Genomic DNA, 24,806 nt, shown 5'->3' with positions numbered 1-24,806 from the left:
CCTTTAAGCACTGTTGCTGCCCCGCTATTGGAGCTAGTTTGACCGGGTGCCGCAGGGAAGCGTTATCGTTTGATTGTTGTTCGGGTTTCTCCCTTGATGTGCGGTTCCCCTCAATTCAATGGAGAAATATCATGAAAAGTATTCTTGCTGCTGTCATCCTCAGTTTGTCCGCCTGGCTTGCCATGCCGGTATTCGCCGAAACCGTTACTGAACCCATGATAACGGTCAATATCAACAATGCCAGCGCGGCCGAGATCGCCGAAAGCCTGACAGGTATCGGCATGGCCAAGGCCGAAGCCATCGTTGCCCATCGCCAGGAAAATGGCCAGTTCGAGTCGGTGGAGCAGCTTGCTGTGGTCAAGGGCATCGGCCCGGCGACTATCGAAAACAATCGTGCACGCATTGCTCTGCAGTAATTAGCAGAGCTCCCCCTCAGCTTTTTCTGAGGGGAAGCTCTGACTCAGGTCTTCAGTCGTCCCACGGCGGCATTCAACTGATGAGCCAGCGCTGCCAGCTGTTCGCTGGTAGCAGCACTCTGCACGGTCTGCATCACAGTCTGCTCGGTTACATCTCGAATCTGGATAATGCTCTGGGTAATGGACTCGGCCACTTCGCTCTGCTGCTCGACGGCGGAGGCAATTTCGCTGTTGCCGTTACTGATCTGGCTCACCGATGCAGTGATTTCCGCTAGTGCAGAGCCTGCCTGCTCCACCTGTTCGACCGATTCGTGGGTCAGGCGGGCGCTGTCCTGCATATCCGTTACGGCATCATGGGTACCGCCCTGCAGAGCCTCGATCATGCGTTGAATTTCGTCTGTGGAGCTTTGTACACGTTGCGCCAGGGCACGCACTTCGTCAGCAACCACACTGAAGCCGCGGCCGGATTCGCCGGCTCGGGCAGCTTCGATGGCGGCATTGAGAGCGAGCAGGTTGGTCTGTTCGGCGATCTCGCGGATCACCCGTACGACGCCACTGATCTCCTGGCTGTGCCCTTCGAGTGTCTGCATATGCAGTGTGCAGCGCTCGATGCTGGCGGCCAAGCCGGTAATGGTCTGGCTGACACGCAGCACCTGATTCTGTCCTTCACGCGCCAGGGTATCCGCCTGGGTGGATTGGTCACGGGTGACAGCTGTGTTGCCGGCAATGTCCTGGACTGTGGCGCTCATCTCATTGACCGCGGCAGCCACCATGTCAGTTTCGCCTTGCTGGGTCACCATGCCGTCTTTTACCCCAGTCATCAGCCGAGCCATTTCATCGGTACCCTGTTCCAGTTGGCTGGCGGCCTGGCGCACGGTGCCAACCACGTCTTGCTGGGCGGTCTGCATGGCGTTGAAAGCCTGCGCCATGGCACCGACTTCATCCCGTGAGTCAACGGAAGCCCGTAAGGTCAGATCACCTGTTTGCTGAACCGTGAGCATGACATCGCGGAGGGTGAGAATGTTGCGGGTGATGAAGGATATGAGTAGCTGGGATACGCCCAGCACGCCGAGCATCAACAGCAGTACGACGATGGCATACAGCGATGCGCGGTCCTGCAGCAGGCTCAGATAATCCTGTCGCTCGACGCCGAGCAGCTGTGCTTTGCCGTCACGACTGGCCAGCCAGGCGCCATGCAGGGTAGCTGCCGCTGGCGCATTCAGCTGGCTGGCTGGAATCCACTGCGCCGCCCCCCTTGCAGTGCCTGCGGAGGAGGCTGGGTTCAGCCAGCGCAGCCCGGTGGGGGCGGTGTCCGTGGTGCTGGACAGAATCATCTCGCGGGCCATGTCCTGACGCACCGTATGAATGCGGTCCTGCTCCACCCAGAGCGCTGCGAGTACCAGCAATAGAGTGCTGGTAAAGGTCACGCTGTTGACCGCCCAAAATTTGTATTTGAGCTGTAGGTGCTGAAAAAACGCCATGCTGACTCCTTGGTGGATACTGCCTCCGACTGACCTTCTGGCAGCGCATACTATAAGGCCATGGCTCTATATCGGTTGATGTGCGTCAACCTTGACCCCTGGTCAAAGAAAATAGCTGGTTATGCATATCCACTGAAAGTTGCCGTCCGCGCGAAGGAACGGGTCGGTTATACTGTGCGCCTAAGCCAAGGAACCAATATTTTATGACCTCAACCGAGGCTCGTCCTCTCATGATCGACCAGAACGCCGAGCTGGCCGACTGGTGCAAACAGTGGCTGCAGTTACCATTTGTGGCAGTGGATACCGAGTTTGTCCGCACGGAAACCTTCTTCCCGATCCCGGGGCTGATTCAGATTGGCGACGGCGAGCGTGCCTTTCTGATCGATCCGTTGGCAATTACCGACTGGTCGCCGTTGGTCGCGTTGCTGGAAAGCCCCACGGTAGTCAAAGTGCTGCACGCCTGTGGTGAGGATCTGGAAGTTTTCCTACATCTTTGTGGCGCTCTGCCTGCCCCTTTGTTCGATACGCAGCTGGCTGCCGCTTTTCTGGGTATGGATTTTTCCATGGGCTATTCGCGACTGGTGCATGCGCTGCTGGATATCGAACTGCCCAAGGATGTGACCCGCTCCGACTGGCTGCAGCGGCCGTTGAGCGATCGGCAGCTGCAGTATGCTGCCGACGATACGGTGCACCTTGCAGCAGTCTACAAGTTGCTGGCGCCGCGCATCGAGGCTGCAGGTCTCACCGGCTGGCTGCTGGAAGACAGCGCCGACATGGTAGCCAATGCCCGGGTGATGGTAGAGCCCGCCGAAGCCTATCACCGGATCAAGCAGGCCTGGCGGCTGAAGCCCGCCGAGCTGGCTATTCTGCAGGTGTTGTGTGACTGGCGTGAGCGTCAGGCGCGGCAGCGCGACCAGGCGCGTAATAGACTGGTGAGGGAGGCTACGCTGTGTCCACTGGCGCAGCGGCAACCCGATTCACTGCAGGCGTTGGCGCGCATGGAAGATATGCATCCGCGCACGGTTCGCCAGGATGGTCAGACTATTCTGGATCTGATTCGTCAGGGGCAGACGGTGCCGCAGGAACAATGGCCACAGCCGGTACCGGAACCTCTGCCTGCGGATGCCAATCGGCTGTTGAAGACGCTGCGCAAGGTCGGCCAGCAGCATGCCGAGCGCCTGGGTATAGCGAGTGAGATCGTATTGCGCAAGAAAGTGCTCGAAGCCATGGTACGCACCGGCTATCCGTGCGGCCCCTATTCGTTGCCGGAGGAGCTGACTGGCTGGCGACGTGAGCTGATGGGCGAAGAGCTGTTGGCATTGGCAAATCAATTCTCCACCAAGGGGCAATCCGCATGAAGGTGCTGTGTTCCATCTATCGAAGCACGCGCAAGGACGGCATGTATTTGTACGTGCCGAGAGAGAAAGGCATAACTGAGGTGCCGGAGCCATTGTTGAAACTGTTTGGCAAGCCTGAGCATGCCATGGACATGGTGCTCACTGAGGAGCGCAAGCTGGCGCGCGAAGACATTCTGCAAGTGCTCGCCAATCTGAAAGAGCAAGGCTATCACCTGCAGATGCCACCGCAGCAGGAAGGCTGGATCGTGCACCTTCCCGATGAGCTGCTGACCCGCAACGATCCGTTATAAAGAAGGGCCTGGTATTACCAGGCCTTTTCCATATTCTTCACTGAAATCTGCTCGTTGAGCGTCCAGTAATCATACAACACGCCTATCAGAAACAGGCCGCCGGTGAAGAAGTAGATGATGGCGGTGATCCATTTGCCCATGTACAGACGATGGGCGCCAAAGATCCCGAGAAACGTCAGCAGTATCCAGGTCAGATTGAAATTGACCCGACCGCTGCGAAAACGCTGGTCAGCATGATCATCCATGGACGGGATCAGGAACAGGTCGACGATCCAGCCGATGAAGAACAGTCCCAGAGTGAAGAAATACAGGGTGCCGGTCCAGGGTTTGCCATAGTAAAAACGGTGCGCGCCCATGAATCCGAAAATCCACAGCAGGTAACCTACGGCCTTGCTGTGCGTGTCTGCGTGTGCCATTGAATTTTTCCCTAGCCTTGTTGTGCGATACTGCCCATAGACCATAAATCATTCCGGGAGTGCCTGCATGCCAGGAATAAAACAACCGCAGTGGCTGGAAAACGTTCGTCAGCAAGCCGCCAGTCTGGGTAGCCCGCACCTGCGCATCGGGGTGACCGGGCTCAGTCGGGCGGGCAAGACGACTTTCATTACCAGTCTGATCAACCAGCTGGAGAATCATCAGCGCGGGCTGCTGTCGCGGCGCGCACCATTTGACCGATTGGAAGCGGTGCGTTGGCAGCGCGATGGCGTGGAGCAACCCTTCGCCTACCTGCAGGCGCTGGAAGCCCTCGCTGGCGAGCCGGCGCGCTGGCCAGAATCCACTCGAGATCTGTCGCGGGTGGTGATAGATCTGCGCTTTCGCCAGACCGGTCTGCTCAAGCGAGTACAGAGTAGCCGCTCGTTGCGTGTCGAAATTCTCGATTATCCCGGAGAATGGCTGCTTGACCTGCCATTGCTGGCTATGGACTACGGGCAGTGGTGTGAGCAAATGCGCGATTGGCTGGATGCCGAGCCGCGGCGCAGTATTGCCGGCCCGCTGCGTGAGGCTCTTGCAGCGATTGATCCGCAGGCCCCGCAGGATGCAGCGCAACTCGCCGAGTTGGCCGCTGCCTGGACCGACTTCCTGCAACGTAGCCGCAGCGAGGCGGGGTTGTCCCGTAACCAGCCGGGACGTTTTCTGTTGCCGGGTAGCGGCATCGCTGCCGAGATGCTGCTGTTTATTCCGTTGCTCAGTGCCAATCGCCACACTCAGGGCGCAGCGGATAGCTGGTGGTCGGCCTGCGAAGCGCGCTTCCGCTACTATCGCGACTATGTGGTGAAGGGCTTTTATGACGAACATTTCAGCCGGCTGGACCGACAGATTCTGCTGGTCGACATGCTCGGACCTATGGATGCCGGACAGCCTGCTCTCGCGGACCTGAAAGCGGGGCTGGAGTCGGTGCTGCAGAGCTTCCGCTATGGCAGGGACAGCTTACTGAGCCGGTTGTTTCGACCGCGTATCAGTCAGCTGGCGGTGTGCGCTACCAAGGTGGATCAGGTCGCGCCGAGCCAGCAGCGCGCAGTGCAGCAATGTCTGGAGGATCTGTTGACCGACAGTCTGGCGGATGTACGCCACGGTGGTGTGCAGGTACGCGGATTTCCGCTGGCGGCGGTACGCGCCACGCGACAGGAAGGTGATGCGCTGGTCGCGGGGCTGGAGGGGCAGAGTGGCTGGGTACGTTATCAGCCGGGTGGGGTTCCCGAGCATCTTCCGCTGGATCTGCAAATCGGTGGCCCGGAACTGCTGCAACTACGCCCGCCCGCCGGGCTGCACCGTAATGAGCCGTTCCCGCATTATCGTATGGACGAGCTGATCGGTTGGATGGTGGAGGGACACGCGCTGTGAATGATCAACCCAAGACCCGGATTCTGGAAACCCTGAGTGAGCCTGTTGTCACTGAAGATACTCTGCGTACGCGGATACTCGGTGACGTCATCCTGACGCCTCGGGAGCAGGCGGTTGCGGCTGAGCTGCCCGAACCGGGATTGCTGAACGCACCGCCACGCAGCCGCTGGCCGAGCCGTCTGGCCAAACTGGTCGGTGCAGTGGTGCTGGGTGGCGTTGCACTCGAGTGGAGTCAATGGGCGCTCGCAGCGTGGCAGTGGCAGCCACTGGCGGGAACGCTGGTCGGTCTGCTGGGGTTGGCGTTGGCCGGGACTGGCCTCAAGGCTTGGCTGGATGTGCGCCGCCAACGGGCGCGGCTGACCGACCTGGAGCAGTTGCGCCTGGAAATGCAGGCGGCCCTGGCGGACCCGCGCGAACGCTTGAGCGTGGATTGGCTTGATCGACTGCAGGCGTTGTATCAGGGCACACCATTACAGGCGCGTATGACGGCTGCCTGTGCGGATCTGGATACTTCGCACAGCGCCGAGGAAGTCAGCCGTCGGTTGAACCTGTTGTTCTATCAACCACTGGATGCTCAGGCCCGGCGTATGCTGCGCCGGGAAGCTGTGGGCACCGGCCTGCTGGTGGCAACCAGCCCCTGGGTGACAGTCGATCTGCTGCTGGTGGTATGGCGTAACGTACGCATGATGCAACGTGTCGCCATATGCTACGGGTTACCCATGACCCAACTGAGCAGCTGGCGTTTGGCACGGCATGTCCTGAGAAACATCGCCCTGGCGGGAGGCAGCGAAATGGCCATCGGGGCGCTCAGCGACAGTTTGCTGTCGGGAGTGTTGGAAAAACTCGCCGCACGGGTGGGGCAGGGTGTCGGCGTGGGGCTCTATAGTGCGCGGCTCGGGCATTTTACGTTGGACTTATGTCGTGCTACTCCATTATCGAACCGGGACATGCTTGCCGAAGACAATCGTGGCATTATCCAGGGCATCAGGGAAAGATTGGGCAAGGTAACGGATGACAAAGTATAAATCACGCCGGCGCATGCAGGCAGAGCGCTGGCTGGGCCGGCAGAAAGACACTTTAACCGAGCACTGGTCGCAATTGCGAGCGCAACTGCAGCCAGCTACCTGGCCGGCGCGCTGCGCTCGTGCGGGTGGACTGCTTGATGCTGGACTGGGTAACTGGCAACCGGAGCCGGGGTCGAGCAGCGCCGAGCTTGCTCTGCTGCTGCAATCGCTGCCGCTGCAGAAACGGCAATTGCTGGGCAGTCTGCTGGATGCGCCTGCGGCTGGCGCCTTGGCGCTGGTTGAAGCCGTGGAACGGCTTGAGCTGGATTGGCGACAGCGGTTGGACCCGCTGCACAGTCATCGGCAATATGCCGCGCAACTCGAGACGCTGGCTCGGCTGCTGGAGCTGGCTCCGGCAGCGCGTTCCGCCTACCTGGACAATGAGCGCAAGATATTTCCGGCCATCGACAGTCTGCTGTTCGAGTCGCTACCCATACGTTTACGGGCTGATATGGCCAATCGGCATGTCATGGGTGACGGCGCCTGTCTGCAATGGTGGCTGGAACGGCTGCTGGCGCGTTCGGGGGTGGCGGGCTACGATCTAGCGGGTCTGGGTGACAATGACTGGCCGGATATTCCACCGGCATGGCTGGCCCTGGGCTGGATCAGCAGCCTGCGCGGTGCTGCAGGCTGCTGCGGAGCTTGACGGATATCAGGGGCGGGTGGCCAACAGGGTGGCGCGCAGTGGTGCTGGATAGCCTTCACAGGTGAGCAGTGGATTGCCGGGGTCGAGAAAATCCGGCAGTGACTGAAAACGCATCCACTCGGTACTGCGCTGTTCTTCCTGGCTGGTGCGGTTCACGTCGACACAGCGCACATCCGTGTATCCACAGCGGCGCAGAAAGCGTTCCAGCATGGCTACCGACGGCAGGAACCATACATTGCGCATCTGTGCATAACGGTCTTCGGGTATCAGGCACTGCTGCTCGTCACCTTCGATCACCAGGGTTTCCAGCACCAGCTCGCCACCGGGGCGCAAACAGGCCTTCAGCTGCAACAGATGATCCAATGGCGAGCGACGGTGATACAGCACGCCCATGGAAAAAACCGTATCGAAACCGCCGGTGGGTTCGGGCAGCTCTTCCAGGGTAAACGGCAGCTGCCATACCGGCGCGTCGGGCAGGTAGCGACGGATGGCTTCGAACTGGGTGAGAAACAGCAAGTTCGGGTCGACTCCGATGACCATGCTCGCGCCGTCCTGCCACATACGCCACATGTGATAACCGTTGCCGCAACCCACATCCAGAACGCGCTTGCCCTGAAGATCGAGATGCGGTGCGACGCGGTCCCATTTCCAGTCCGAACGCCACTCGGTATCGATGTGCACACCAAACAGCTCGAACGGCCCCTTGCGCCAGGGGTGCAGTCCCCGAAGCGCGTCGCCCAGGGTCTGGCGCTGAACGCTGGTCAGTTCATCAGCCAGGCCGATGCGTACTGCCTGCTGCAGATCCAGGGTGCTGGGCAGCAGGTCCGGTAGCTGCTCCAGGCAGGCCTGCCAGCGCGGTAGGTCGCCATGCCGGCGCGCATCCGCCAGTCGGCGTTCCAATGCGGCTGGCAGGTCGGCCAGCCAATCTTTCAGAGGGGTATTGTTGAGGTCGCGGTATAAGGGTGAGTAATCGATCACGCGTAAGCCATTATTGAACCGAAATTGAGACATTGAAACCAACTGCAGGCATGACTGAAGCCGGCGCTTTGCAGGCGTTCCAGATGCGCTTCCTGGGTGTCCAGCAGCATGATGTTCTCAATGGCGCTGCGCTTCTGGGCAATTTCCAGCTCGCTGTAACCATTGGCACGCTTGAAGGCGTAATGCACTTGCTCCAGGTGCTGCTGCGTAGCTGGATCGGAAAAACGGAATTTTTCCGAGAGAATCAGGACGCCACCGGGCAGCAAGGCCTGACGAATGCGGGTGAGCATTTCAAGGCGATGTTCGGGGGCGATGAACTGTAGCGTGAAGTTCAGCACCACCACCGAACAGGGTTCCAGTGGCAGCTGCAGAATATCGTCATGCACGACGGTCGTCGGTACCAGCTCTTCCATCATTGAATCCTGCGCGGCGAGATACTCGCGGCAGCGTACGGTCATGGCTTCGGCATTGTCGACTGCGATGATCCGGCTGTCCCCGCCGGCCAGATGCCGACGCATGGACTGGGTGGCGGCACCGAGCGAGCAACCCAGATCGTAGATCAGGGTGCTGGGCTGGGCGTACTGGGCTGCAATCACTCCGATGTTTTCCACTATGGTGGGATATCCGGGGATGGAGCGTTTGATCATGTCAGGGAATACCCGCGCCACGTTGTGATCAAAAACAAAATCACTGACCTGCGGCAGCGGGGCTGCAAACAGCTTGTCTACATCGCTCATGGAAGGGTCCAGCTGGGTCGGCAAAGTCGACAGTTTACCTCAACTTGTGACTGTCTTGGCAGGGCACAACCGATTTTGCAATCAACCTCCGTGGCTGAGTCTCGCGTCGCTGATTCGCTGGAAGAAAGTTCACATCTCGAACACGCCATGCTGGGTCTGGATGGGTGCGAAATCGGTGCGCCCGGCTTTGGCGAGCTGAATGAAGACTTCACCAGTCATTTCGAGCTGCCTGGGAGTGCCCTGCGCAAGGCTGATTGAACGGGGTAGCGGATAGATTCTGGCGGATCAGAGGGCAGGGTTGTTGGCCGCCGCTGCAGTGAGTCGCCCTTCACAAAAACCGAAACCCAGGACGTCCGGAGGACGCCTTGGGTTCAAGGGCTCTCCATCAGGCAAATAATACCTTGGCGACATCGCTATAACGTGCCGCGAAATGGATGGCCATGCCTGCCCGCAGATAGTCGGGAAGCTCTTCATAATCGCCCCGGTTGGCTTCCGGCAATATCAGTTCGAAGATGGACTGCCTGCGCGCCGCAATGACTTTCTCGCGGATGCCGCCCACCGGCAGTACCTGCCCGGTTAGAGTTATTTCCCCGGTCATGGCGATGCCCGTTCTGGGTGCCTTGTTGCGAGCCAGGGAGAGCAGGGAGCTGGCCATGGTGACCCCGGCACTGGGGCCATCCTTGGGCGTCGCGCCCTCGGGCACGTGCATGTGTACGAAGGCTTCGTCAAAGAACGCCGTGTCCGCCTGATACTCCCGCAGGTTGGCGCAGAGATAGCTGTAGGCAATCTCCGCCGATTCCTTCATCACCTCACCCAGCTTGCCGGTGAGTTTGAATCCCCGATTCAGGGTGTGTACCCGGTTGGCTTCGATCGGCAGGGTAGCTCCGCCCATGGAGGTCCAGGCCAACCCGGTTACCACGCCGACTCCCTTGAGCGTTTTCTCGGTGCGGAAGGCCGGCGTGCCGAGCAGCTCTTGCAGGTTCTCCGGCTTGATACTCAGCTTCTGGTCAGGCTCCTCAAGCAGCTTCATGACCGACTTGCGTACCACTTTTGCCAGCTGTTTCTCCAGGTTGCGCACCCCGGCTTCCCGGGCGTACCCTTCAATCACCTGACGCAGCGCCTTGTCGGTGATACGTAGCTGACTCTTACGCAGGCCCGCACGTTCCAGCTGGCGCGGCCATAGATGATTCTTGGCAATGGCCAGCTTTTCCTCGGCGATATAGCCGGACAGACGAATGACATCCATGCGGTCGAGCAGCGGCCCGGGAATGCTGTCCAGAGTATTGGCAGTACAGACGAACAGCACCTTGGACAGATCCAGGCGCAGATCCAGATAGTGGTCGAGGAACTGGTTGTTCTGTTCTGGGTCCAGTGTTTCCAGCAGGGCCGAAGCTGGATCGCCCTGATGGCTGCTGCCGAGCTTGTCGATCTCGTCCAGCATGATCACTGGGTTCATCACTTTGACGTCCTTCAGCGCCTGCACGAATTTACCCGGCATGGCACCGATATAGGTCCTCCGGTGGCCCTTGATCTCGGCCTCGTCACGCATACCGCCAACACTGAAGCGGTAGAAGGGGCGACCCAGGCTCTCGGCGATGGAGTGACCAATACTGGTTTTGCCCACCCCGGGCGGGCCGACCAGCAGAATGATCGAGCCGCCCACAGAACCCTTGAAGGTACCTAACGCGAGGAACTCGAGGATGCGCTGCTTGACGTCCTCCAGGCCATCATGGTCGCGGTCCAGAATGCGTCGAGCGCGCTTGATATCCAGCTTGTCGGCATGCGTAATGCCCCACGGCATGGCGGTGGCCCAGTCCAGGTAGTTGCGCGTGACGGCGTATTCCGGAGAGCCGGTTTCCAGGATCGACAGTTTGTTGAGCTCTTCGTCGATCTTGCTCTGCGCCCCCTCAGGCAGCTGTTTGCCGACCAGGCGCTCGCGGAACTGTTCGATATCGGCGGTGCGGTCGTCCTTGGACAGCCCCAGCTCCTTTTGAATGACCTTGAGTTGCTCTTTGAGGAAGAACTTGCGCTGCTGATCACTGATGGTGCGGTTGACCTCAGCGCTGATCTCGCCTTGCAGACGGGCCACATCGATTTCCTGCTTGAGCAGTACCAGCACCTTCTGCATGCGTCGCAACACGGGAACAGTATCGAGTACATCCTGCAGTTCGCTGCCCTTGGCCGAGGTCAGTGCCGCGGCAAAGTCGGACAAGGGTGAGGGTTGATTCGGGCTGAACCGATTCAGGTAGTGCTTCAGTTCCTCACTGTACAGTGGGTTCAACGGTAGCAATTCCTTGATCGAGTTGATCAGGGCCATGGCATAGGCGCGCACTTCATCGCGCTCATCGCTGGGAGAGTCAGCGTACTCAACTTCCACCAGATAGGGCGGCTTGCGGCTCAGCCACCGGGTGATCCGCACCCGGGTCAGCCCCTGGGCAATGAACTGGATCTTGCCGTCCTCCTTAACGGCCTGGTGGATTTTTACCGCGCAACCGGTCTTGGGCAGCAGTTCCGGATCGAGCGCACCGTCAGCCGGCAGCGGCTGATCCACCCAGAACAGTGAAAGCGCGTGATGGGGAGTGCTGGCGACTCGCTCGATGGTCTCTGCCCATGGATTCTCATTTATCACCACCGGCATGACCTGCGCTGGAAAGAACGGCCGGTTGGTGATGGGGAGCAGATACAGTTTGTTTGGCAGGCGTTGGTCTGGCACTGCCAACCCGGTTCCGGGATGGTCGGCCTGCTCCTGCTCGATGTAGTCCGGCACGGCGTCCTGATCAGTCATGAAGCACCCTTATTTCAAATGTTGTTATACAGAGGTGGTGACTGCGACGGGGTATTTCAATGGTTGCCTGAGGTGTCGGCCGCTTGTTGCCGGTATCAATAGGTTGGTTGGTGGTGCGAAGGGGCGCACCTGGAGGAAGTGCGCCCCGCGGACTCAACGGGCTTCAATGACCGCCAGCAGGAAACTGTACTCCTCGGCCAGCTCCTTCATTGATTGATAGCGTCCACTGGCACCGCCATGGCCCGCGGTCATTTGGGTACGCAATAACAGTGGCCGGTCATCGGTCTTGCTGTGCCGCAGTTTGGCTACCCATTTTGCGGCTTCCCAATATTGCACACGCATATCGTGATAGCCGGCGGTAACGAACATGGCCGGGTAGGCTTGTTCCGTGACTTGCTCATAAGGCGCGTAAGACTTGATTCGCTCTGCCACTGCTGGTTCATTCGGGTCGCCCCACTCTTCGTATTCGCCGATGGTCAGCGGCAAGGCGGGGTTGTTCATGGTGTTCCATACATCGACGAAGGGCACATCGGCAACCGCTGCGGCGAACAGCTCCGGGCGCTGGTTGACGACATTGCCGATCAGTAGCCCACCGGCGCTGCCGCCAGCGATGACCAGCTTGTTGCTGTCGGTGTACTGTTTGGCGGTCAGGTGCTCGGCGCAGGCGATGAAGTCGCTGAAGGTATTGTTCTTGTGCTCGAGCTTACCCTGTTGGTACCAGGCTTCGCCCATATCGGCACCGCCACGCACGTGGGCGATGGCGAATACCCAGCCGCGGTCGAGCAATGACAGGCGCGCATGCGAGAACCACGGATCCATGCTGGCGCCGTAGGCGCCATAGCCATATAGATAGAGTGGGGTCGGCGCGGCCAGCCTGCTGGGCCGGCCCACCAGGCTGATCGGTATCTGCCTGCCATCCGGCGCGGTTGCCCATTCGCGGCGCACCTCATAGTCATCGGCGTTGAAGAGGCCTTCGACCGGCGTTTCCTTCAGGGTGCTCTGGCTACCGCTGGGCAGATGCAGTGCGCGCACCTGGGCGGGGCGATTCAGTGATTCATAGCGTAACCGTATATGCTCGCTGGCGTATTCCTCGCCGCCTTGCACATGCAGGCTGTAGACCGCGTCCGGCATGCTGACATCATAGTGGTCGCCGGTTGCCGGGCGGACTTCCAGGCGGGTAAGGCCCGCTTCACGGTAATGCAGCAACAGTCCATGTTGTTGGACGCTGAAATCTTCCAGTGTGCGCGCTGGGTCGACATCTACCAGCAGCTCCCAATTGCGCCGCAGCGGGTGATGAGGGTCGGTGCGATAGAGGGCAAAGTTCTCGCCGCGGTCATTACTGCGGATCAGCAGCCCATCGGGGCCATGGTCGACATGGTATTCATGCCCGGTGGTGCGTCGATCAAGCAGTTGCCAGTCCCCGGCAGGTTGCTCGGCTGATACCACGCGCACTTCACTGGTATTCTTGCTGTCGCTGGCAAGCACCAGCCATTGCTCTGAGCTGCTGCGGTAGGCGTGCAGATAGAAGCGTTGATCCGCTTCGTGATAGACGCGGACCGCGGGGGTTCCCAGCTGCAGCCGCCAGAGCGTGGCTGGGCGGGAAGCTTCATCCATGCTGACGGCAAACAGAGTGACGCTGTCATTGGCCCAGACCAGGCTGCCGTCGGCCTGATCCAGCGGCAGCTCGCTGATGTTGCCGCTGGTCAGGTGCTTGAGGTACAAGCAGTAGGTTTCGTCACCCTGGCGGTCGAGGCTGTAGGCAAGCCATTGGTGATCGGGGCTGATGGCGAAGTCGCCGAGCTGCAGAAAGCCTTCTCCGGCCAGTTCATTCAGATCCAGCAGCAGTTCTTCCTGCGCCGGGTCGGTTTTCAGGCCGTTATCGGCCGGACGAGGGCAGCGGAAATAGCGTGGATATTCGGCTCCGGCTTCGGTGCGCTGATAATACAGCCACGGCCCCCAGACGGCAGGCAGGGACAGGTCGGTTTCGCGGATACGCCCGCGGATTTCCTCAAACAAGGTTGTCCGTTGATCGTTATGGGTGCTCAGCCACTGTTCGGTGTGGCTGTTTTCCTCATTCAGATGATTGATCACTTCGTCGAGGTCGCGCTGTTCCAGCCAGGCATAGGGGTCAGGCGTCGCATCACGGCGAGTTGATAACGGCATGGTTGTAGGACTCCAGGGACAAAAAAGCTATTATAGACGCTCGTTCATTCCCAACCGGTCAAACAACATGTTCAACGAGTCGGAATACCAGACAGTGTGGATGATTTATCTTGCCGCTGCAGCCTGTTGTTGGCTGGTCTGGACCCAATTGACCCGCTGGATAGGGTGGTGGTTTGTGCGCGAGCCGCTGTGGTTGGTGATGGCGGTGATTCTGTTTACCCCCTCGAGGGTAGAGCCGTTGGAGCCATGGCTGGCTCCTGCCGCCATCGGTTTGGCGCTGGACGTACTGCTGGACACCGGTGATCTGGCGTCGAAACTGCTGGGGGATCTGGCGTTGGCAATGGCGCTGGCCGCACTGGCTTATATCGGCTTTGTTTGCCTGCGCCTGGCCTGGCGGTATTGGCGGAGCACGGCAGAGCGCTCCGCCGCCTGATTACTCTTCGTTGTTCTGTTCGTACATGATGCGCGCCAGGCGCATGATCTGTTCCTGAAACTCGGTGCGCTGACTATCGGTCATGGGGCAGATGCCGACCTGTTCGAACAGGCGGTATCCGCGTACCGAGAAAAACAGCACGGCCGCCTGAGCCAGCCCCAGCGGTGACTTCTCGAGGATATCGAACAACCCTTGAACATCGTCCGAGGTGGTCTGCAACAGTGCCGGGTTACTGGCCGCTGCGGCAAAGATGGCCGAGTCGAGGTTCTTTTCTTCGGTGGATTCGCTCATGTTGCTCAGTAGCAGCGCCTTAAGTTCGCGCATGGGCTCATCGGGCAGCACGCTTTCATAAGCGCCCCAGCGTACACGGAAGCGTTCAAGGCGGTGCTCGATCATGGCGGCGAGCAGGGCTTCGCGGTCCGGAAAGAGAGTGCTCAGTGTGGCTTCGTCGACACCGGTACGCTCACTCAATGTAGTGAAGGTCAGCTGGGATGCGCCAAGCTCACTGACGATGGCCTCTGCGGCGCGGAATAAACTCAGGTGAAGTGAGTCGGTCTGTTTCTGGTTGCTGCTGTCCACTGCGAGAACCTCTTTATCTGGACGCCTGAAAGGGGGTTGCGAGCAGAATGGGTGCTACATCTGTCGCCCTCGGATCATGGGGCATAGGGTACGATGTCGGGGCGGTGCAGGCGAGTGATTTTTCAGTCCAGGTCTGTTGCTGGAATGACAGGCATTAAAAAACCCGGCCGGAGCCGGGTTTTTCTATTCAGGTTTCTAAAAAATTAGATAACCTGAATGTTCGCAGCTTGCTTGCCCTTAGGACCAGTAGTGATGTCGAAAGACACCTTCTGGTTTTCGGCAAGGGATTTGAAGCCTTGAACCTTGATCTCGGAGAAGTGGGCGAACAGGTCGTCACCGCCGCCGTCCGGAGTAATGAAGCCGAAGCCTTTAGTGTCGTTGAACCACTTAACTGTACCAGTTGCCATTTCAGATAATTCCTATCAAATTGAAATACTTGAGCAAAGCTCAATTAAAGCGTGGGAATCAAAGATTGCGAGAATGACAAACTTACGAACTAAAAGTGCGCTTGCAGCCTACTACTCTATCTCTTGAAAACCTACGCGCTCACTTTGCCCCGTAATGTTGGCCAAGTCAAGTTATACTTGCAGGCCTTACTGGAACAAAACGAACGAAATTCAGTATACGTCAGTTTGGGGAAATAGCACGCCTTTCGTCGGATAATTTTCCAAAGGTTGTTTTCAGCTCTGTTCGTCCCTGTCCTGCAGGCGGTGATAGGGGTAGACGTCAATCACCTTGCCATCAAGAATCTGCTGTTGCAGGCCTTTCCAGAAAGCCGCATCAAACAGCTCGCCATGCAGCTGGAAGAACAGTTTGCGCTGACGCACATCGGCAAACAGGAACACTGGAAACTCTTCGGGAAACACATCATGCGGCCCGACGGAGTACCAGGGTTCCGAGGCCATCTCCTGTTCCGGATAGAGGGCCTCAGGGATATACCGGAAGTTGACCTCGGTCAGGTAGCTGATTTCGTCGTAATCATAAAAGACCACTCGGCCATGCCGGGTGACGCCGAAGTTTTTCAGCAGCATGTCGCCGGGAAAGATGTTGGCGGCCGCCAGCTCCTTGATAGCCTGGCCGTAATCGATCAACGCTTCGCGGGTCTGGGACTCGCTGGCGGTCTCCAGATAGATGTTGAGCGGCGTCATGCGTCGCTCCGTCCAGCATTGACGGATCAGGATGGTGTCCCCTCGGTCGATCACTGTAGAGGGGGCGACTTCCAGGAGTTCTTTAAGGCACTCAGGTTCAAAGCTGTCCCGGGCGAAGCGGAAATCGGCGAAATCCTGGGTGTCGGCCATGCGGCCGACACGGTCATGGCGTTTCACCAGTCGGTATTTCTCGATGACAGTGGAGCGACTGATATTCTTCGAGGGCGAGAACTTGTCCTTGATGATCTTGAATACCGTATTGAAGCCATGGAGGGTGAATACGGTCATGACCATACCCCGGACCCCAGCGGCCATGACGAACTTGTCTTCGGGTGTGCGGGCCATGTAGTCGATCAGCGCGCGGTAGAATTCCGACTTGCCCTGCTTGTAGAAGCCGAGGGCGGTATAGAGTTCGGCGATCTGTTTGCCCGGCAGCAGGCGCTTGAGAAAGCCGATCATTTCTTCGGGCACCGTCACATCGACCATGAAATAGGAGCGGGTGAAGGAGAATATGATGGAGACCTCTGATTCGTCGGTGATCAATGTATCCACGCTGATACCTTCATTCTCTCGATGCACCAGCGCCAACACGAAGGGCCATTGTTCGCCCTGGCTCAGGACACGTCCGACCAGATAGGCCCCCTTGTTGCGATAGAACACCGGCTGGATCAGCTCCACGGTCAGGCCATGATCCAGCTGCGCCCAGTCCGGCAGGCCCTGCTTCATGCAGCGGATGATCAGCTGGCAGTCACGCTCGAAGTCTGCCCAGGGCGCATCGAAGGCATATTCGTCGAGAATCTGTCTGGCCAGACTGCTCAAACAGCCGCCGGAAATAAAGCCGCGCGTCAGCTGTATGCGTGAAGGTTTGCGCACCGGCGGGCGGGTGCTGTGTACAAACATGGTTCGGTCGCTGATCTGATCGTGGCGGTGCATCTTGAAGAACACCGAGTTGAACCAGGTCTCGGCCAGATCATCATCAAACCGGTCTTCAATCAGTTCTATATAGGCCTGCTTGATGGCGGGCCAGCAGTCTGCATCGAGAATGTCGCGACATAGCGGGTCGGCCGACAAGGTGTCCCTGGTCGCGTAGATACGGTCATCGTACAGGTTGATGCGCGCAGTGGACGCTTCTTGTATCTCGGTCCATTGGGCCAATTCGAAACGGGTGCGAGCCCCTTCGGTCAGATCGCGGAATGCGGCTCGATAATCATCGAATGCATCCAGCAGGCGTTGGGCAATGTGCGTGGCGGTGTCTGACATGAGGGAAGGCCTGTAACGTATCGGATGCGTTCAGGATAGCCATTCGACGGAGCCGGCGGAAGTATCGCAGCTGGAATCGATACCGGCGCGAACCTCCGGTATCGCAACTCAGGATATCAGGGCAGCATTTCCTGATCGGTGAACAGCTCGCTGAACAGCATGGTGGACAGATAGCGCTCGCCGGAGTCGGGCAGAATGACGACAATTGTCTGGTTCTGCATTTCCGGCTCCTGGGCCATGCGCACTGCGGCGGCCATGGCGGCTCCGGATGAGATGCCGCACAGGATACCTTCTTCGCGCATGATGCGCAGGGCCATGTCCTTGGCTTCCTCATCGGTGGTGAGTTCCACTCGATCGACCAGACTCAGGTCAAGGTTGCCGGGGATGAATCCGACACCGATTCCTTGGATCTTGTGCGGTGCGGGCTTTATTTCCTCACCGGCCATGGCCTGGGTAATTACCGGCGAACTTACCGGCTCCACCGCGACAACGGTGATGGCCTTGCCGCGGGTGTGCTTGATATGGCGAGCCACGCCAGTCAGGGTGCCGCCGGTACCTACACCGGATACCAGTACATCAATACCGCCTTCGGTATCGTTCCATATCTCCGGGCCGGTGGTTTTTTCATGGATCTCCGGGTTGGCCGGGTTCTCGAATTGCTGCAGCAGAATGTGGGTGTCGGGGGCCGCCTGGGTTATTTCAGTGGCCTTTTCGATTGCGCCTTTCATACCCTTGGCTGGCTCGGTCAACACCAGTTCTGCACCCAGCGCCTTGAGCACCTTGCGACGCTCCAGGCTCATGGAAGAAGGCATGGTCAGAATCAACCGATAGCCCCGCGCGGCAGCTACAAAGGCCAAACCGATGCCGGTGTTGCCGGATGTCGGCTCGACTATGGTCATGCCTTCTTTCAGCAGCCCTCTGGATTCGGCGTTCCAGATCATGTTGGCGCCAATGCGACATTTCACCGAGTGCGAGGGGTTACGCCCTTCGACCTTGGCCAGAATGGTGACGTCCTGGGGTCCGAGACGATTGATTCGAACCAGTGGCGTGTTGCCGATGGACTGGGAATAATCTGCGAAAACATGACTCATGGCGCTTCTCCTTGTGATGTGGGGCGGATTCAGCCTATGCCCGACACGCGAGGGCGTCAATCGGTGGAACTCCAGCCGGGTGCACCAGTCCCTTTAAATATGAACAAGACCCTGCATATTTCCATGGTAACGGTAGCTGTGCTGGCATTGCTGCTGATCATCCTGCACTTGATGCTGCCATATCTGGTGCGTAACTTCCTGAACGACAAGCTTGCCGATATGGGCGAGTACCAAGGTCATATAGAAGATGTGGATATGACCTGGTGGAATGGTGCCTATCGGATCAACGAGCTGGTGATCGCCAAGACCGAGGGCGAAAACCAAGTGCCCTTCGTCACTCTGCCGGTCACGGACATCAAGATACGCATGCGCGCGCTCTGGAAGGAAGGCATCTTGATCGGCGTGGTCGATCTTCATGAACCGGAGCTAAACTTCGTCGATGGCGAGTCGGAAGCGCAGAAACAGACCGGTGAGGGTGTCGACTGGCGCGCCCAGTTGGAAGAGATGGTGCCGGTGCGTCTTAATGAGGTGAATGTGCATGACGGCGCCGTGTTCTTCCGCAACTTCTCCAGTGATCCGCCGGTCAACATCAACGCCAATGACATCCAGCTGACTGTGCGAAATTTGACCAATGCTCCGGACGCACAAGGTCAGCGCAGCGCGAGCATGGAGGGGACGGCCAACTTTCTCGACCATGCGGCAGTTGAAGCTGCGGCGCATTTCGACCCGCTGGGCAGGGTCGATAACCTGGACCTGCAGTTGCGAATGCTCGGCCTGGATCTAACCCGTATCAATGATTTTTCCAGCGCTTATGGCAAGTTCGATTTCCGCGCGGGGGAGGGCGACCTGACGATGGAGATTGATGTGGAAGAGCGCCAGTTGACCGGTTATGTGAAGCCGCTCATGCGCAACGTGGATGTGTTCGATATGGATCAGGATATACGCAATGAGGACAAGGGCTTCTTCCGCGGTTTATGGGAGGCCATCGTTCACGGCGGCCAAGAAGTGCTGCAGAACCAGAGCAAGGATCAATTCGCCACCCGCATCGAGTTGACCGGTAGTCTGGATAACGCTGAAATGAGCGCATTCCAGGCGTTCATCCAGATACTGCGCAACGCCTTCGTCGAGGCATTCTCCCCCCGATTTGAGCGCGCTCTGGAGGAAGATCAGGAGTGATTCTGCTCGCCATTCACTAAGTGAATCCCGCTTGTGCGTTTACACCCATTCGAGGGGCGGGCTATAGTCCGGGGCTGTGAAAATAACGTGAATACCCGGCGTGTCCGGGCCTGTCCCCAAGGAATTCCCCCATGAAGTTCGAAGGTACTCAGTCGTACGTCGCCACAGACGACCTCAAGCTTGCCGTTAATGCCGCCATCACTCTCGAGCGCCCACTGTTGATCAAGGGCGAGCCGGGCACCGGCAAGACCATGCTCGCTGAACAACTGGCTGAATCCATGGGTGCCAAGCTGATCACCTGGCATATCAAGTCCACCACCAAGGCGCATCAGGGGCTGTACGAGTACGACGCGGTAAGCCGTCTGCGAGACTCCCAACTGGGTGTCGACAAGGTGCACGACGTGCGCAACTACATCAAGAAGGGCAAGCTGTGGGAAGCGTTCGAGTCCGAAGAGCGTGCCATTCTGCTGATTGATGAGATCGACAAGGCCGATATCGAGTTTCCCAACGACCTGCTGCAGGAACTCGACAAGATGGAGTTCTACGTCTACGAGACCAACGAAACCATCAAGGCCAAACAGCGCCCGATCATCATCATCACCTCGAACAACGAGAAGGAGCTGCCCGATGCCTTCCTGCGTCGCTGCTTCTTTCATTACATCGCCTTCCCTGACCGCGAGACCATGCAGCGCATCGTCGACGTACATTACCCGAACATCAAGAAGGATATGCTGAGCGAAGCGATGGATATCTTCTTCGACGTGCGCAAGGTGCCGGGCTTGAAGAAGAAACCGTCCACCTCCGAGCTGGTCGACTGGCTCAAGCTGCTGATGGCCGACGAGATTCCCGAGGCTGTACTGCGTGACCGCGACCCGACCAAGGCCATCCCGCCGCTGTACGGGGCATTGGTGAAAAATGAGCAGGATGTGCAATTGCTTGAGCGTCTGGCCTTCATGACGCGCCGACAGAACCGCTAACGGGGGAAGCCCTATGTTATTGGGTCTGTTCAATGAGATGCGCGCAGCCAAGGTGCCGGTATCGGTACGCGAGCTGCTGGATCTGATTAATGCGCTGAAAAAACACGTCGTGTTTGCTGACATGGACGAGTTCTACTATCTGGCGCGCACGGTAATGGTCAAGGACGAGCGCCACTTCGACAAGTTCGATCGGGCCTTTGGCGCATACTTCAATGGTCTGCAGGATCTGAACGAGCTGCTGGAAGCGCTGATACCGGAGGATTGGTTGCGCAAGGAGTTCGAGCGCCTGCTGACCGACGAGGAGCGCGAGCAGATCAAGTCGCTGGGCGGTCTGGACAAGCTGATCGAGGAGTTCAAGAAGCGCCTCGAAGAGCAGAAGGAGCGTCACGCTGGCGGCAACAAGTGGGTCGGTACCGGTGGTACCAGTCCCTTCGGCTCCGGCGGCTATAACCCTATGGGTGTCCGGGTCGGTGATGCGGGCAAGCGTCAGGGGCGTGCGGCCAAAGTGTGGGAGCAGCGCGAGTACAAGAATCTGGACGATCAGGTTGAGCTGGGCACGCGTAACATCAAGGTGGCCTTGCGTCGCCTGCGCAAGTTCGCTCGTACCGGTGCAGCAGAAGAGTTGGATATCGACGGCACCATCGACCACACGGCACGTGACGGCGGTCTGCTGAATATCCAGATGCGTCCGGAGCGGCGCAATGCGGTGAAGTTGCTGTTGTTGTTCGATATCGGTGGCTCGATGGATGCGCACATCAAGGTCTGCGAGGAGTTGTTCTCGGCCTGCCGTACCGAGTTCAAGCATCTGGAGTACTTCTATTTTCACAACTGTCTCTATGAGTCAGTCTGGAAGGACAATATGCGGCGTACCAATGAGCGCATATCGACCATGGATGTGCTGCACAAGTACGGTGCGGACTATAAGGTGGTGATTGTCGGTGATGCGGCCATGGCGCCCTACGAGATCACCCAGCCCGGTGGCAGCGTGGAGCACTGGAACGAGGAGGCCGGCCACGTCTGGATCACGCGCCTGCGCGAGAAATATCCGAAGATGATCTGGATCAACCCTTATCCGAAAGACGCCTGGGGTTACACCACCTCAACCCGCATCATTCAGGATCTGATGGAGGAGCATATGTATCCTCTGACGTTGGCGGGTCTTGAGGAGGGGATGCGGTATTTGAGTAAATAACGCTCCGTGGCTGTGGGTTTGTGCAAGGACTGCATTTGCCGACTGGCCATGGCGGACACGCTGCAAGTACGTCCCTGTAAGCTCGTTGATGGCGTCCCTGCCATCAAACGGTCCGCCAGGGCCAGTCGGCAAACGCCGCCTGGGACGTATTTACGGCGCCTCTGCCTGACCCGGACCGGCAAATGCTGTCCTGCACGTAAGCCCCCAGCCCCCAAAGAAACAGAGATCAACCATGACAATAAAGCCAGGCCGCTACCGCCACTATAAAGGCAAGGACTATCAGGTAATCGACGTTGCGCGACATTCCGAAACCGAAGAGCTGTTGGTGGTCTATCGTACTCTGTATGGCGAATTCGACATCTGGGTGCGACCGCTGGGGATGTTCATTGAAGAGGTGATCGTGGATGGCAAAACACTTCCACGCTTTACCTTTATCAGCGAAGACGTGTAGGCTCTGGCCCTCCAGACAGCCTGTGCGCCCTAGCCAGGCACTGTTGGCGCCTCGCCCCCGTCGGGCGCAGGCCGATTTGATTGATTGAGGAATATTGTTACCCATGGGAAAAGCACTGGTCATTGTGGAGTCACCAGCCAAGGCCAAGACGATCAACAAGTATCTTGGCAATGACTTCGTGGTGAAGTCGAGTATCGGACACATCCGCGATCTGCCCACCAGCGGCAGCAGCAAGACCGAGAGCAAGCCCAAGGGGACGCGCAAAGCTGCCTCTGCATCGGAAGTCGACAAACAGACCAAGGCCAGAATGCAGCTGGTCAATCGTATGGGTGTCGATCCCGAAAACGACTGGAAGGCGCATTACGAAATTCTGCCCGGCAAGGAAAAGGTCATCGACGAACTGCGTCGTCTGGCCAAGGAAGCCGACACCATCTATCTCGCAACGGATTTGGACCGCGAAGGGGAGGCCATCGCCTGGCACCTGCGCGAATCCATTGGTGGCGACGATAGCCGCTACCGCCGGGTGGTGTTCAACGAGATTACCAAGAAGGCCATTCAGGAAGCTTTCGCCAAACCGGGCGAGCTGGACATGAACCGGGTCAATGCGCAACAGGCGCGTCGCTTTCTGGACCGTGTCGTGGGCTACATGGTGTCACCGCTGCTGTGGCAGAAGGTTGCCCGTGGATTGTCTGCCGGACGGGTACAATCGGTTGCGGTTAAATTGATCGTCGATCGTGAGCGCGAGATCCGTGCATTCATTCCAGAAGAGTTCTGGGAAGTTCATGCCAACCTGAATACCCCGAAAAGCGAGTCCGTGCGCTTTGAGGTGGTCAAGGAAAATGGCGAGACCTTCCGCCCGCTGAACAAGCAGCAGACCGACAAGGCGCTGGAGCAGCTGCAAGGTGCCGGCTACAAGGTGGTCAAGCGTGATGCGCGGCCAACCAGCACCAAGCCTGGCGCACCCTTCATTACCTCCACGCTGCAGCAGGCTGCGAGTACGCGCCTGGGCTTCAGCGTGAAGAAGACCATGATGATGGCTCAGCGATTGTATGAGGCTGGCTATATCACCTACATGCGGACCGACTCGACTTTTCTGTCGGCCGACGCCGTCAACATGGCGCGGGAATATATTGAAAAGAGCTTTGGCACGCAGTATCTGCCTGAAACGCCAAACGTCTATGGCAGCAAAGCCAATGCCCAAGAAGCTCACGAAGCTATTCGTCCTTCCGATGCGAAGCTCAAATCCACCGAGCTCAAGGGTATGGAGCGCGATGCCGAGCGTCTGTATGAGCTGATCTGGCGCCAGTTTGTGGCATGTCAGATGCCACCGGCCAAGTACCTGTCGACCACCATCACAGTGCAGTCTGGCGATTTCGAGCTGCGTGCGCGTGGGCGTATTCTGCAGTTTGACGGCTTCACCAAAGTGTTGCCGCCGCTGGGCAAGGGTGGCGAGGACGAAGTGCTGCCTGACATGCAGGTCGACAATGTCCTGGAGCTGGTCAAGCTGGATCCCAAGCAGCACTTTACCAAGCCGCCGGCGCGCTATTCCGAGGCGAGCCTGGTCAAGGAGCTGGAGAAGCGCGGTATCGGCCGTCCTTCCACCTACGCGTCGATCATCTCCACCATCCAGGAGCGCGGCTACGTTGCGCTGAACAATCGGCGTTTCTATGCCGAAAAGATGGGCGATATTGTCATTGAGCGGCTGAATGAAAGCTTCCCCAACCTGATGGATTACAGCTTCACTGCGCGCATGGAAGAGTCGCTCGATGATGTTGCTCATGGTGAGGTGGTATGGAAGAAGGTGCTGGATAAGTTCTACGCGGATTTCAGTCTCAAGCTCAAGGCGGCCAGTGCCGCGGAGCCGGGGCAGGGTATGCGTAGCAATCTGCCGACACCAACAGATATTCCCTGTGTTGAATGCGGTCGCCCGATGATGATCCGCACCGCCTCCACCGGCGTTTTCCTGGGATGCTCGGGCTATGCTCTGCCGCCCAAGGAGCGTTGCAAGTCCACGGTGAATCTGGTGCCTGGTAACGAAGTGGCAGCGGATGATGATGAAGGTGAGTCGCGCATTCTGCGTGCCAAGCGCCGGTGCCCGATCTGCTCCACCGCAATGGACAGCTATCTGGTTGACGAACAGCGCAAGCTGCATGTGTGCGGTAACAATCCGGACTGCAGCGGTTTCGAAGTCGAGCAGGGACAGTTCAAGATCAAGGGCTACGACGGTCCGGTGATTGAATGTGACAAATGTGGCAGTGAGATGCAGCTCAAGACGGGCCGTTTCGGCAAGTACTTCGGCTGTACCAACAGTGCTTGCAAGAACACCCGCAAGCTGCTGAAGAGTGGTGAAGCGGCGCCGCCGAAGATGGATCCGGTATTGATGCCGGAGCTGCGCTGCGACAAGGTGGATGATGTCTATGTGCTGCGTGATGGCGCGTCCGGACTGTTCCTGGCTGCCAGCCAGTTCCCGAAAAACCGGGAGACCCGTGCGCCACTGGTCAAGGAGCTGTTGTCGCATCGCGATGCCATTGACCCCAAATACCACTTCCTGCTGGATGCGCCGGTTGCTGATCCGGACGGCAACCCGACGGTGATTCGTTACAGTCGCAAGAGCAAGGAGCAGTATGTGCAGAGCGAAATTGAAGGTAAGCCCAGCGGCTGGCGAGCATTCCACGATGGCAAGAAATGGAATATCGATGACGCACGCAAGGGCAAGGCCAAGACTAAAAGCTGAGCGAC

The 24,806-nt window shown here is 58.4% G+C and carries 23 protein-coding genes; 13 read left to right on the top strand and 10 right to left on the bottom strand.

Annotated features, from left to right (window positions below):
* The first annotated feature begins 131 nt into the window (after positions 1-131).
* The gene (locus INT39_RS12055) at positions 132-416 is read left to right on the top strand and encodes a ComEA family DNA-binding protein (RefSeq protein WP_193074175.1); all 285 of its coding nucleotides are present in this window, start codon (positions 132-134) and stop codon (positions 414-416) included.
* A 44-nt stretch (positions 417-460) separates the two neighbouring features.
* Here the strand turns inward: INT39_RS12055 and INT39_RS12050 are convergent, their stop codons facing one another.
* Entirely contained in the window at positions 461-1,897 is a 1,437-nt protein-coding gene (locus INT39_RS12050; protein WP_193074174.1) for a methyl-accepting chemotaxis protein, read from the bottom strand.
* 203 nt (positions 1,898-2,100) lie between these two features.
* On the opposite strand from INT39_RS12050, the gene rnd reads away from it, so the two are divergent.
* Positions 2,101-3,255 (top strand): ribonuclease D, encoded by a 1,155-nt coding sequence (gene rnd / locus INT39_RS12045; RefSeq protein ID WP_413468921.1) that lies wholly within the window; start codon positions 2,101-2,103, stop codon positions 3,253-3,255.
* Positions 3,252-3,545, top strand: coding sequence for a YcgL domain-containing protein (locus INT39_RS12040; protein WP_193074173.1), 294 nt, complete (start codon positions 3,252-3,254; stop codon positions 3,543-3,545). Before rnd ends, INT39_RS12040 begins: the two co-directional genes overlap by 4 nt.
* Positions 3,546-3,559: 14 nt before the next feature.
* Here the strand turns inward: INT39_RS12040 and INT39_RS12035 are convergent, their stop codons facing one another.
* A complete protein-coding gene (locus tag INT39_RS12035; RefSeq protein WP_193074172.1) occupies positions 3,560-3,961 on the bottom strand; it encodes an NINE protein in 402 nt (133 codons plus the stop codon).
* Positions 3,962-4,028: 67 nt separating this feature from the next.
* On the opposite strand from INT39_RS12035, the gene INT39_RS12030 reads away from it, so the two are divergent.
* The 3 genes from INT39_RS12030 to INT39_RS12020 are packed head-to-tail and all read left to right on the top strand — an operon-like array spanning position 4,029 to position 7,097.
* A complete protein-coding gene (locus INT39_RS12030; protein ID WP_193074171.1) occupies positions 4,029-5,387 on the top strand; it encodes a YcjX family protein in 1,359 nt (452 codons plus the stop codon).
* Positions 5,384-6,412: a TIGR01620 family protein gene (locus tag INT39_RS12025; RefSeq protein ID WP_193074170.1), complete on the top strand. Its 1,029-nt coding sequence runs from the start codon at positions 5,384-5,386 to the stop codon at positions 6,410-6,412. The genes INT39_RS12030 and INT39_RS12025 overlap by 4 nt, the downstream gene beginning before the upstream one ends.
* A complete protein-coding gene (locus INT39_RS12020) occupies positions 6,399-7,097 on the top strand; it encodes a hypothetical protein (RefSeq protein WP_193074169.1) in 699 nt (232 codons plus the stop codon). Before INT39_RS12025 ends, INT39_RS12020 begins: the two co-directional genes overlap by 14 nt.
* 6 nt (positions 7,098-7,103) lie before the next feature.
* On the opposite strand, the gene cmoB is transcribed toward INT39_RS12020, so the two are convergent.
* Together cmoB and cmoA are read right to left on the bottom strand one after the other, a co-directional pair.
* Positions 7,104-8,108, bottom strand: coding sequence for a tRNA 5-methoxyuridine(34)/uridine 5-oxyacetic acid(34) synthase CmoB (cmoB, locus tag INT39_RS12015; RefSeq protein WP_226944749.1), 1,005 nt, complete (start codon positions 8,106-8,108; stop codon positions 7,104-7,106).
* Entirely contained in the window at positions 8,072-8,812 is a 741-nt protein-coding gene (gene cmoA / locus INT39_RS12010; RefSeq protein WP_193074168.1) for a carboxy-S-adenosyl-L-methionine synthase CmoA, read from the bottom strand. The genes cmoB and cmoA overlap by 37 nt, the downstream gene beginning before the upstream one ends.
* Positions 8,813-8,902: 90 nt before the next feature.
* Between cmoA and INT39_RS12005 the strand changes: the two genes are divergently transcribed.
* Positions 8,903-9,070, top strand: coding sequence for a hypothetical protein (locus INT39_RS12005; RefSeq protein ID WP_193074167.1), 168 nt, complete (start codon positions 8,903-8,905; stop codon positions 9,068-9,070).
* 127 nt (positions 9,071-9,197) lie between these two features.
* On the opposite strand, the gene lon is transcribed toward INT39_RS12005, so the two are convergent.
* Both lon and INT39_RS11995 read right to left on the bottom strand, forming a co-directional pair.
* Complete coding sequence (gene lon / locus INT39_RS12000) at positions 9,198-11,597, bottom strand: endopeptidase La (RefSeq protein WP_193074166.1); 2,400 nt, start codon at positions 11,595-11,597, stop codon at positions 9,198-9,200.
* A 153-nt stretch (positions 11,598-11,750) separates the two neighbouring features.
* On the bottom strand, positions 11,751-13,760 hold the full coding sequence (locus INT39_RS11995) for a S9 family peptidase (protein ID WP_193074165.1): 2,010 nt from the start codon (positions 13,758-13,760) through the stop codon (positions 11,751-11,753).
* A gap of 67 nt (positions 13,761-13,827) precedes the next feature.
* Between INT39_RS11995 and INT39_RS11990 the strand changes: the two genes are divergently transcribed.
* Positions 13,828-14,193 carry an MFS transporter gene (locus INT39_RS11990; RefSeq protein ID WP_193074164.1) on the top strand — a complete coding sequence of 122 codons (366 nt, stop codon included), beginning with the start codon at positions 13,828-13,830 and terminating at the stop codon, positions 14,191-14,193.
* On the opposite strand, the gene INT39_RS22825 is transcribed toward INT39_RS11990, so the two are convergent.
* From INT39_RS22825 to cysK, 4 genes are all read right to left on the bottom strand, one after another.
* Positions 14,194-14,772: a TetR/AcrR family transcriptional regulator gene (locus INT39_RS22825; protein WP_193074163.1), complete on the bottom strand. Its 579-nt coding sequence runs from the start codon at positions 14,770-14,772 to the stop codon at positions 14,194-14,196. It abuts the gene before it with no gap.
* Positions 14,773-14,975: 203 nt separating this feature from the next.
* Positions 14,976-15,179: a cold-shock protein gene (locus INT39_RS11980; protein ID WP_090273045.1), complete on the bottom strand. Its 204-nt coding sequence runs from the start codon at positions 15,177-15,179 to the stop codon at positions 14,976-14,978.
* Between the two features lie 273 nt (positions 15,180-15,452).
* Positions 15,453-17,180, bottom strand: coding sequence for a bifunctional isocitrate dehydrogenase kinase/phosphatase (gene aceK, locus INT39_RS11975; RefSeq protein ID WP_193074162.1), 1,728 nt, complete (start codon positions 17,178-17,180; stop codon positions 15,453-15,455).
* 116 nt (positions 17,181-17,296) lie between these two features.
* Complete coding sequence (gene cysK / locus INT39_RS11970; protein WP_193074161.1) at positions 17,297-18,271, bottom strand: cysteine synthase A; 975 nt, start codon at positions 18,269-18,271, stop codon at positions 17,297-17,299.
* A 99-nt stretch (positions 18,272-18,370) separates the two neighbouring features.
* On the opposite strand from cysK, the gene INT39_RS11965 reads away from it, so the two are divergent.
* From INT39_RS11965 to topA, 5 genes are all read left to right on the top strand, one after another.
* On the top strand, positions 18,371-19,447 hold the full coding sequence (locus INT39_RS11965; RefSeq protein ID WP_413468922.1) for a DUF748 domain-containing protein: 1,077 nt from the start codon (positions 18,371-18,373) through the stop codon (positions 19,445-19,447).
* A 131-nt stretch (positions 19,448-19,578) separates the two neighbouring features.
* On the top strand, positions 19,579-20,424 hold the full coding sequence (locus tag INT39_RS11960) for an AAA family ATPase (RefSeq protein ID WP_193074160.1): 846 nt from the start codon (positions 19,579-19,581) through the stop codon (positions 20,422-20,424).
* Positions 20,425-20,437: 13 nt separating this feature from the next.
* The gene (locus INT39_RS11955; protein WP_193074159.1) at positions 20,438-21,616 is read left to right on the top strand and encodes a vWA domain-containing protein; all 1,179 of its coding nucleotides are present in this window, start codon (positions 20,438-20,440) and stop codon (positions 21,614-21,616) included.
* 232 nt (positions 21,617-21,848) lie between these two features.
* The gene (locus INT39_RS11950; protein ID WP_193074158.1) at positions 21,849-22,067 is read left to right on the top strand and encodes a DUF1653 domain-containing protein; all 219 of its coding nucleotides are present in this window, start codon (positions 21,849-21,851) and stop codon (positions 22,065-22,067) included.
* A gap of 103 nt (positions 22,068-22,170) precedes the next feature.
* Positions 22,171-24,801, top strand: a complete 2,631-nt coding sequence (gene topA / locus INT39_RS11945; RefSeq protein WP_193074157.1) for a type I DNA topoisomerase — start codon at positions 22,171-22,173, stop codon at positions 24,799-24,801.
* The last annotated feature ends 5 nt before the right edge of the window (positions 24,802-24,806 follow it).

The sequence above is a fragment of the Pseudomonas sp. FME51 genome, assembly GCF_014897305.1.
This window is presented reverse-complemented; position numbering and strand designations above follow the sequence as displayed.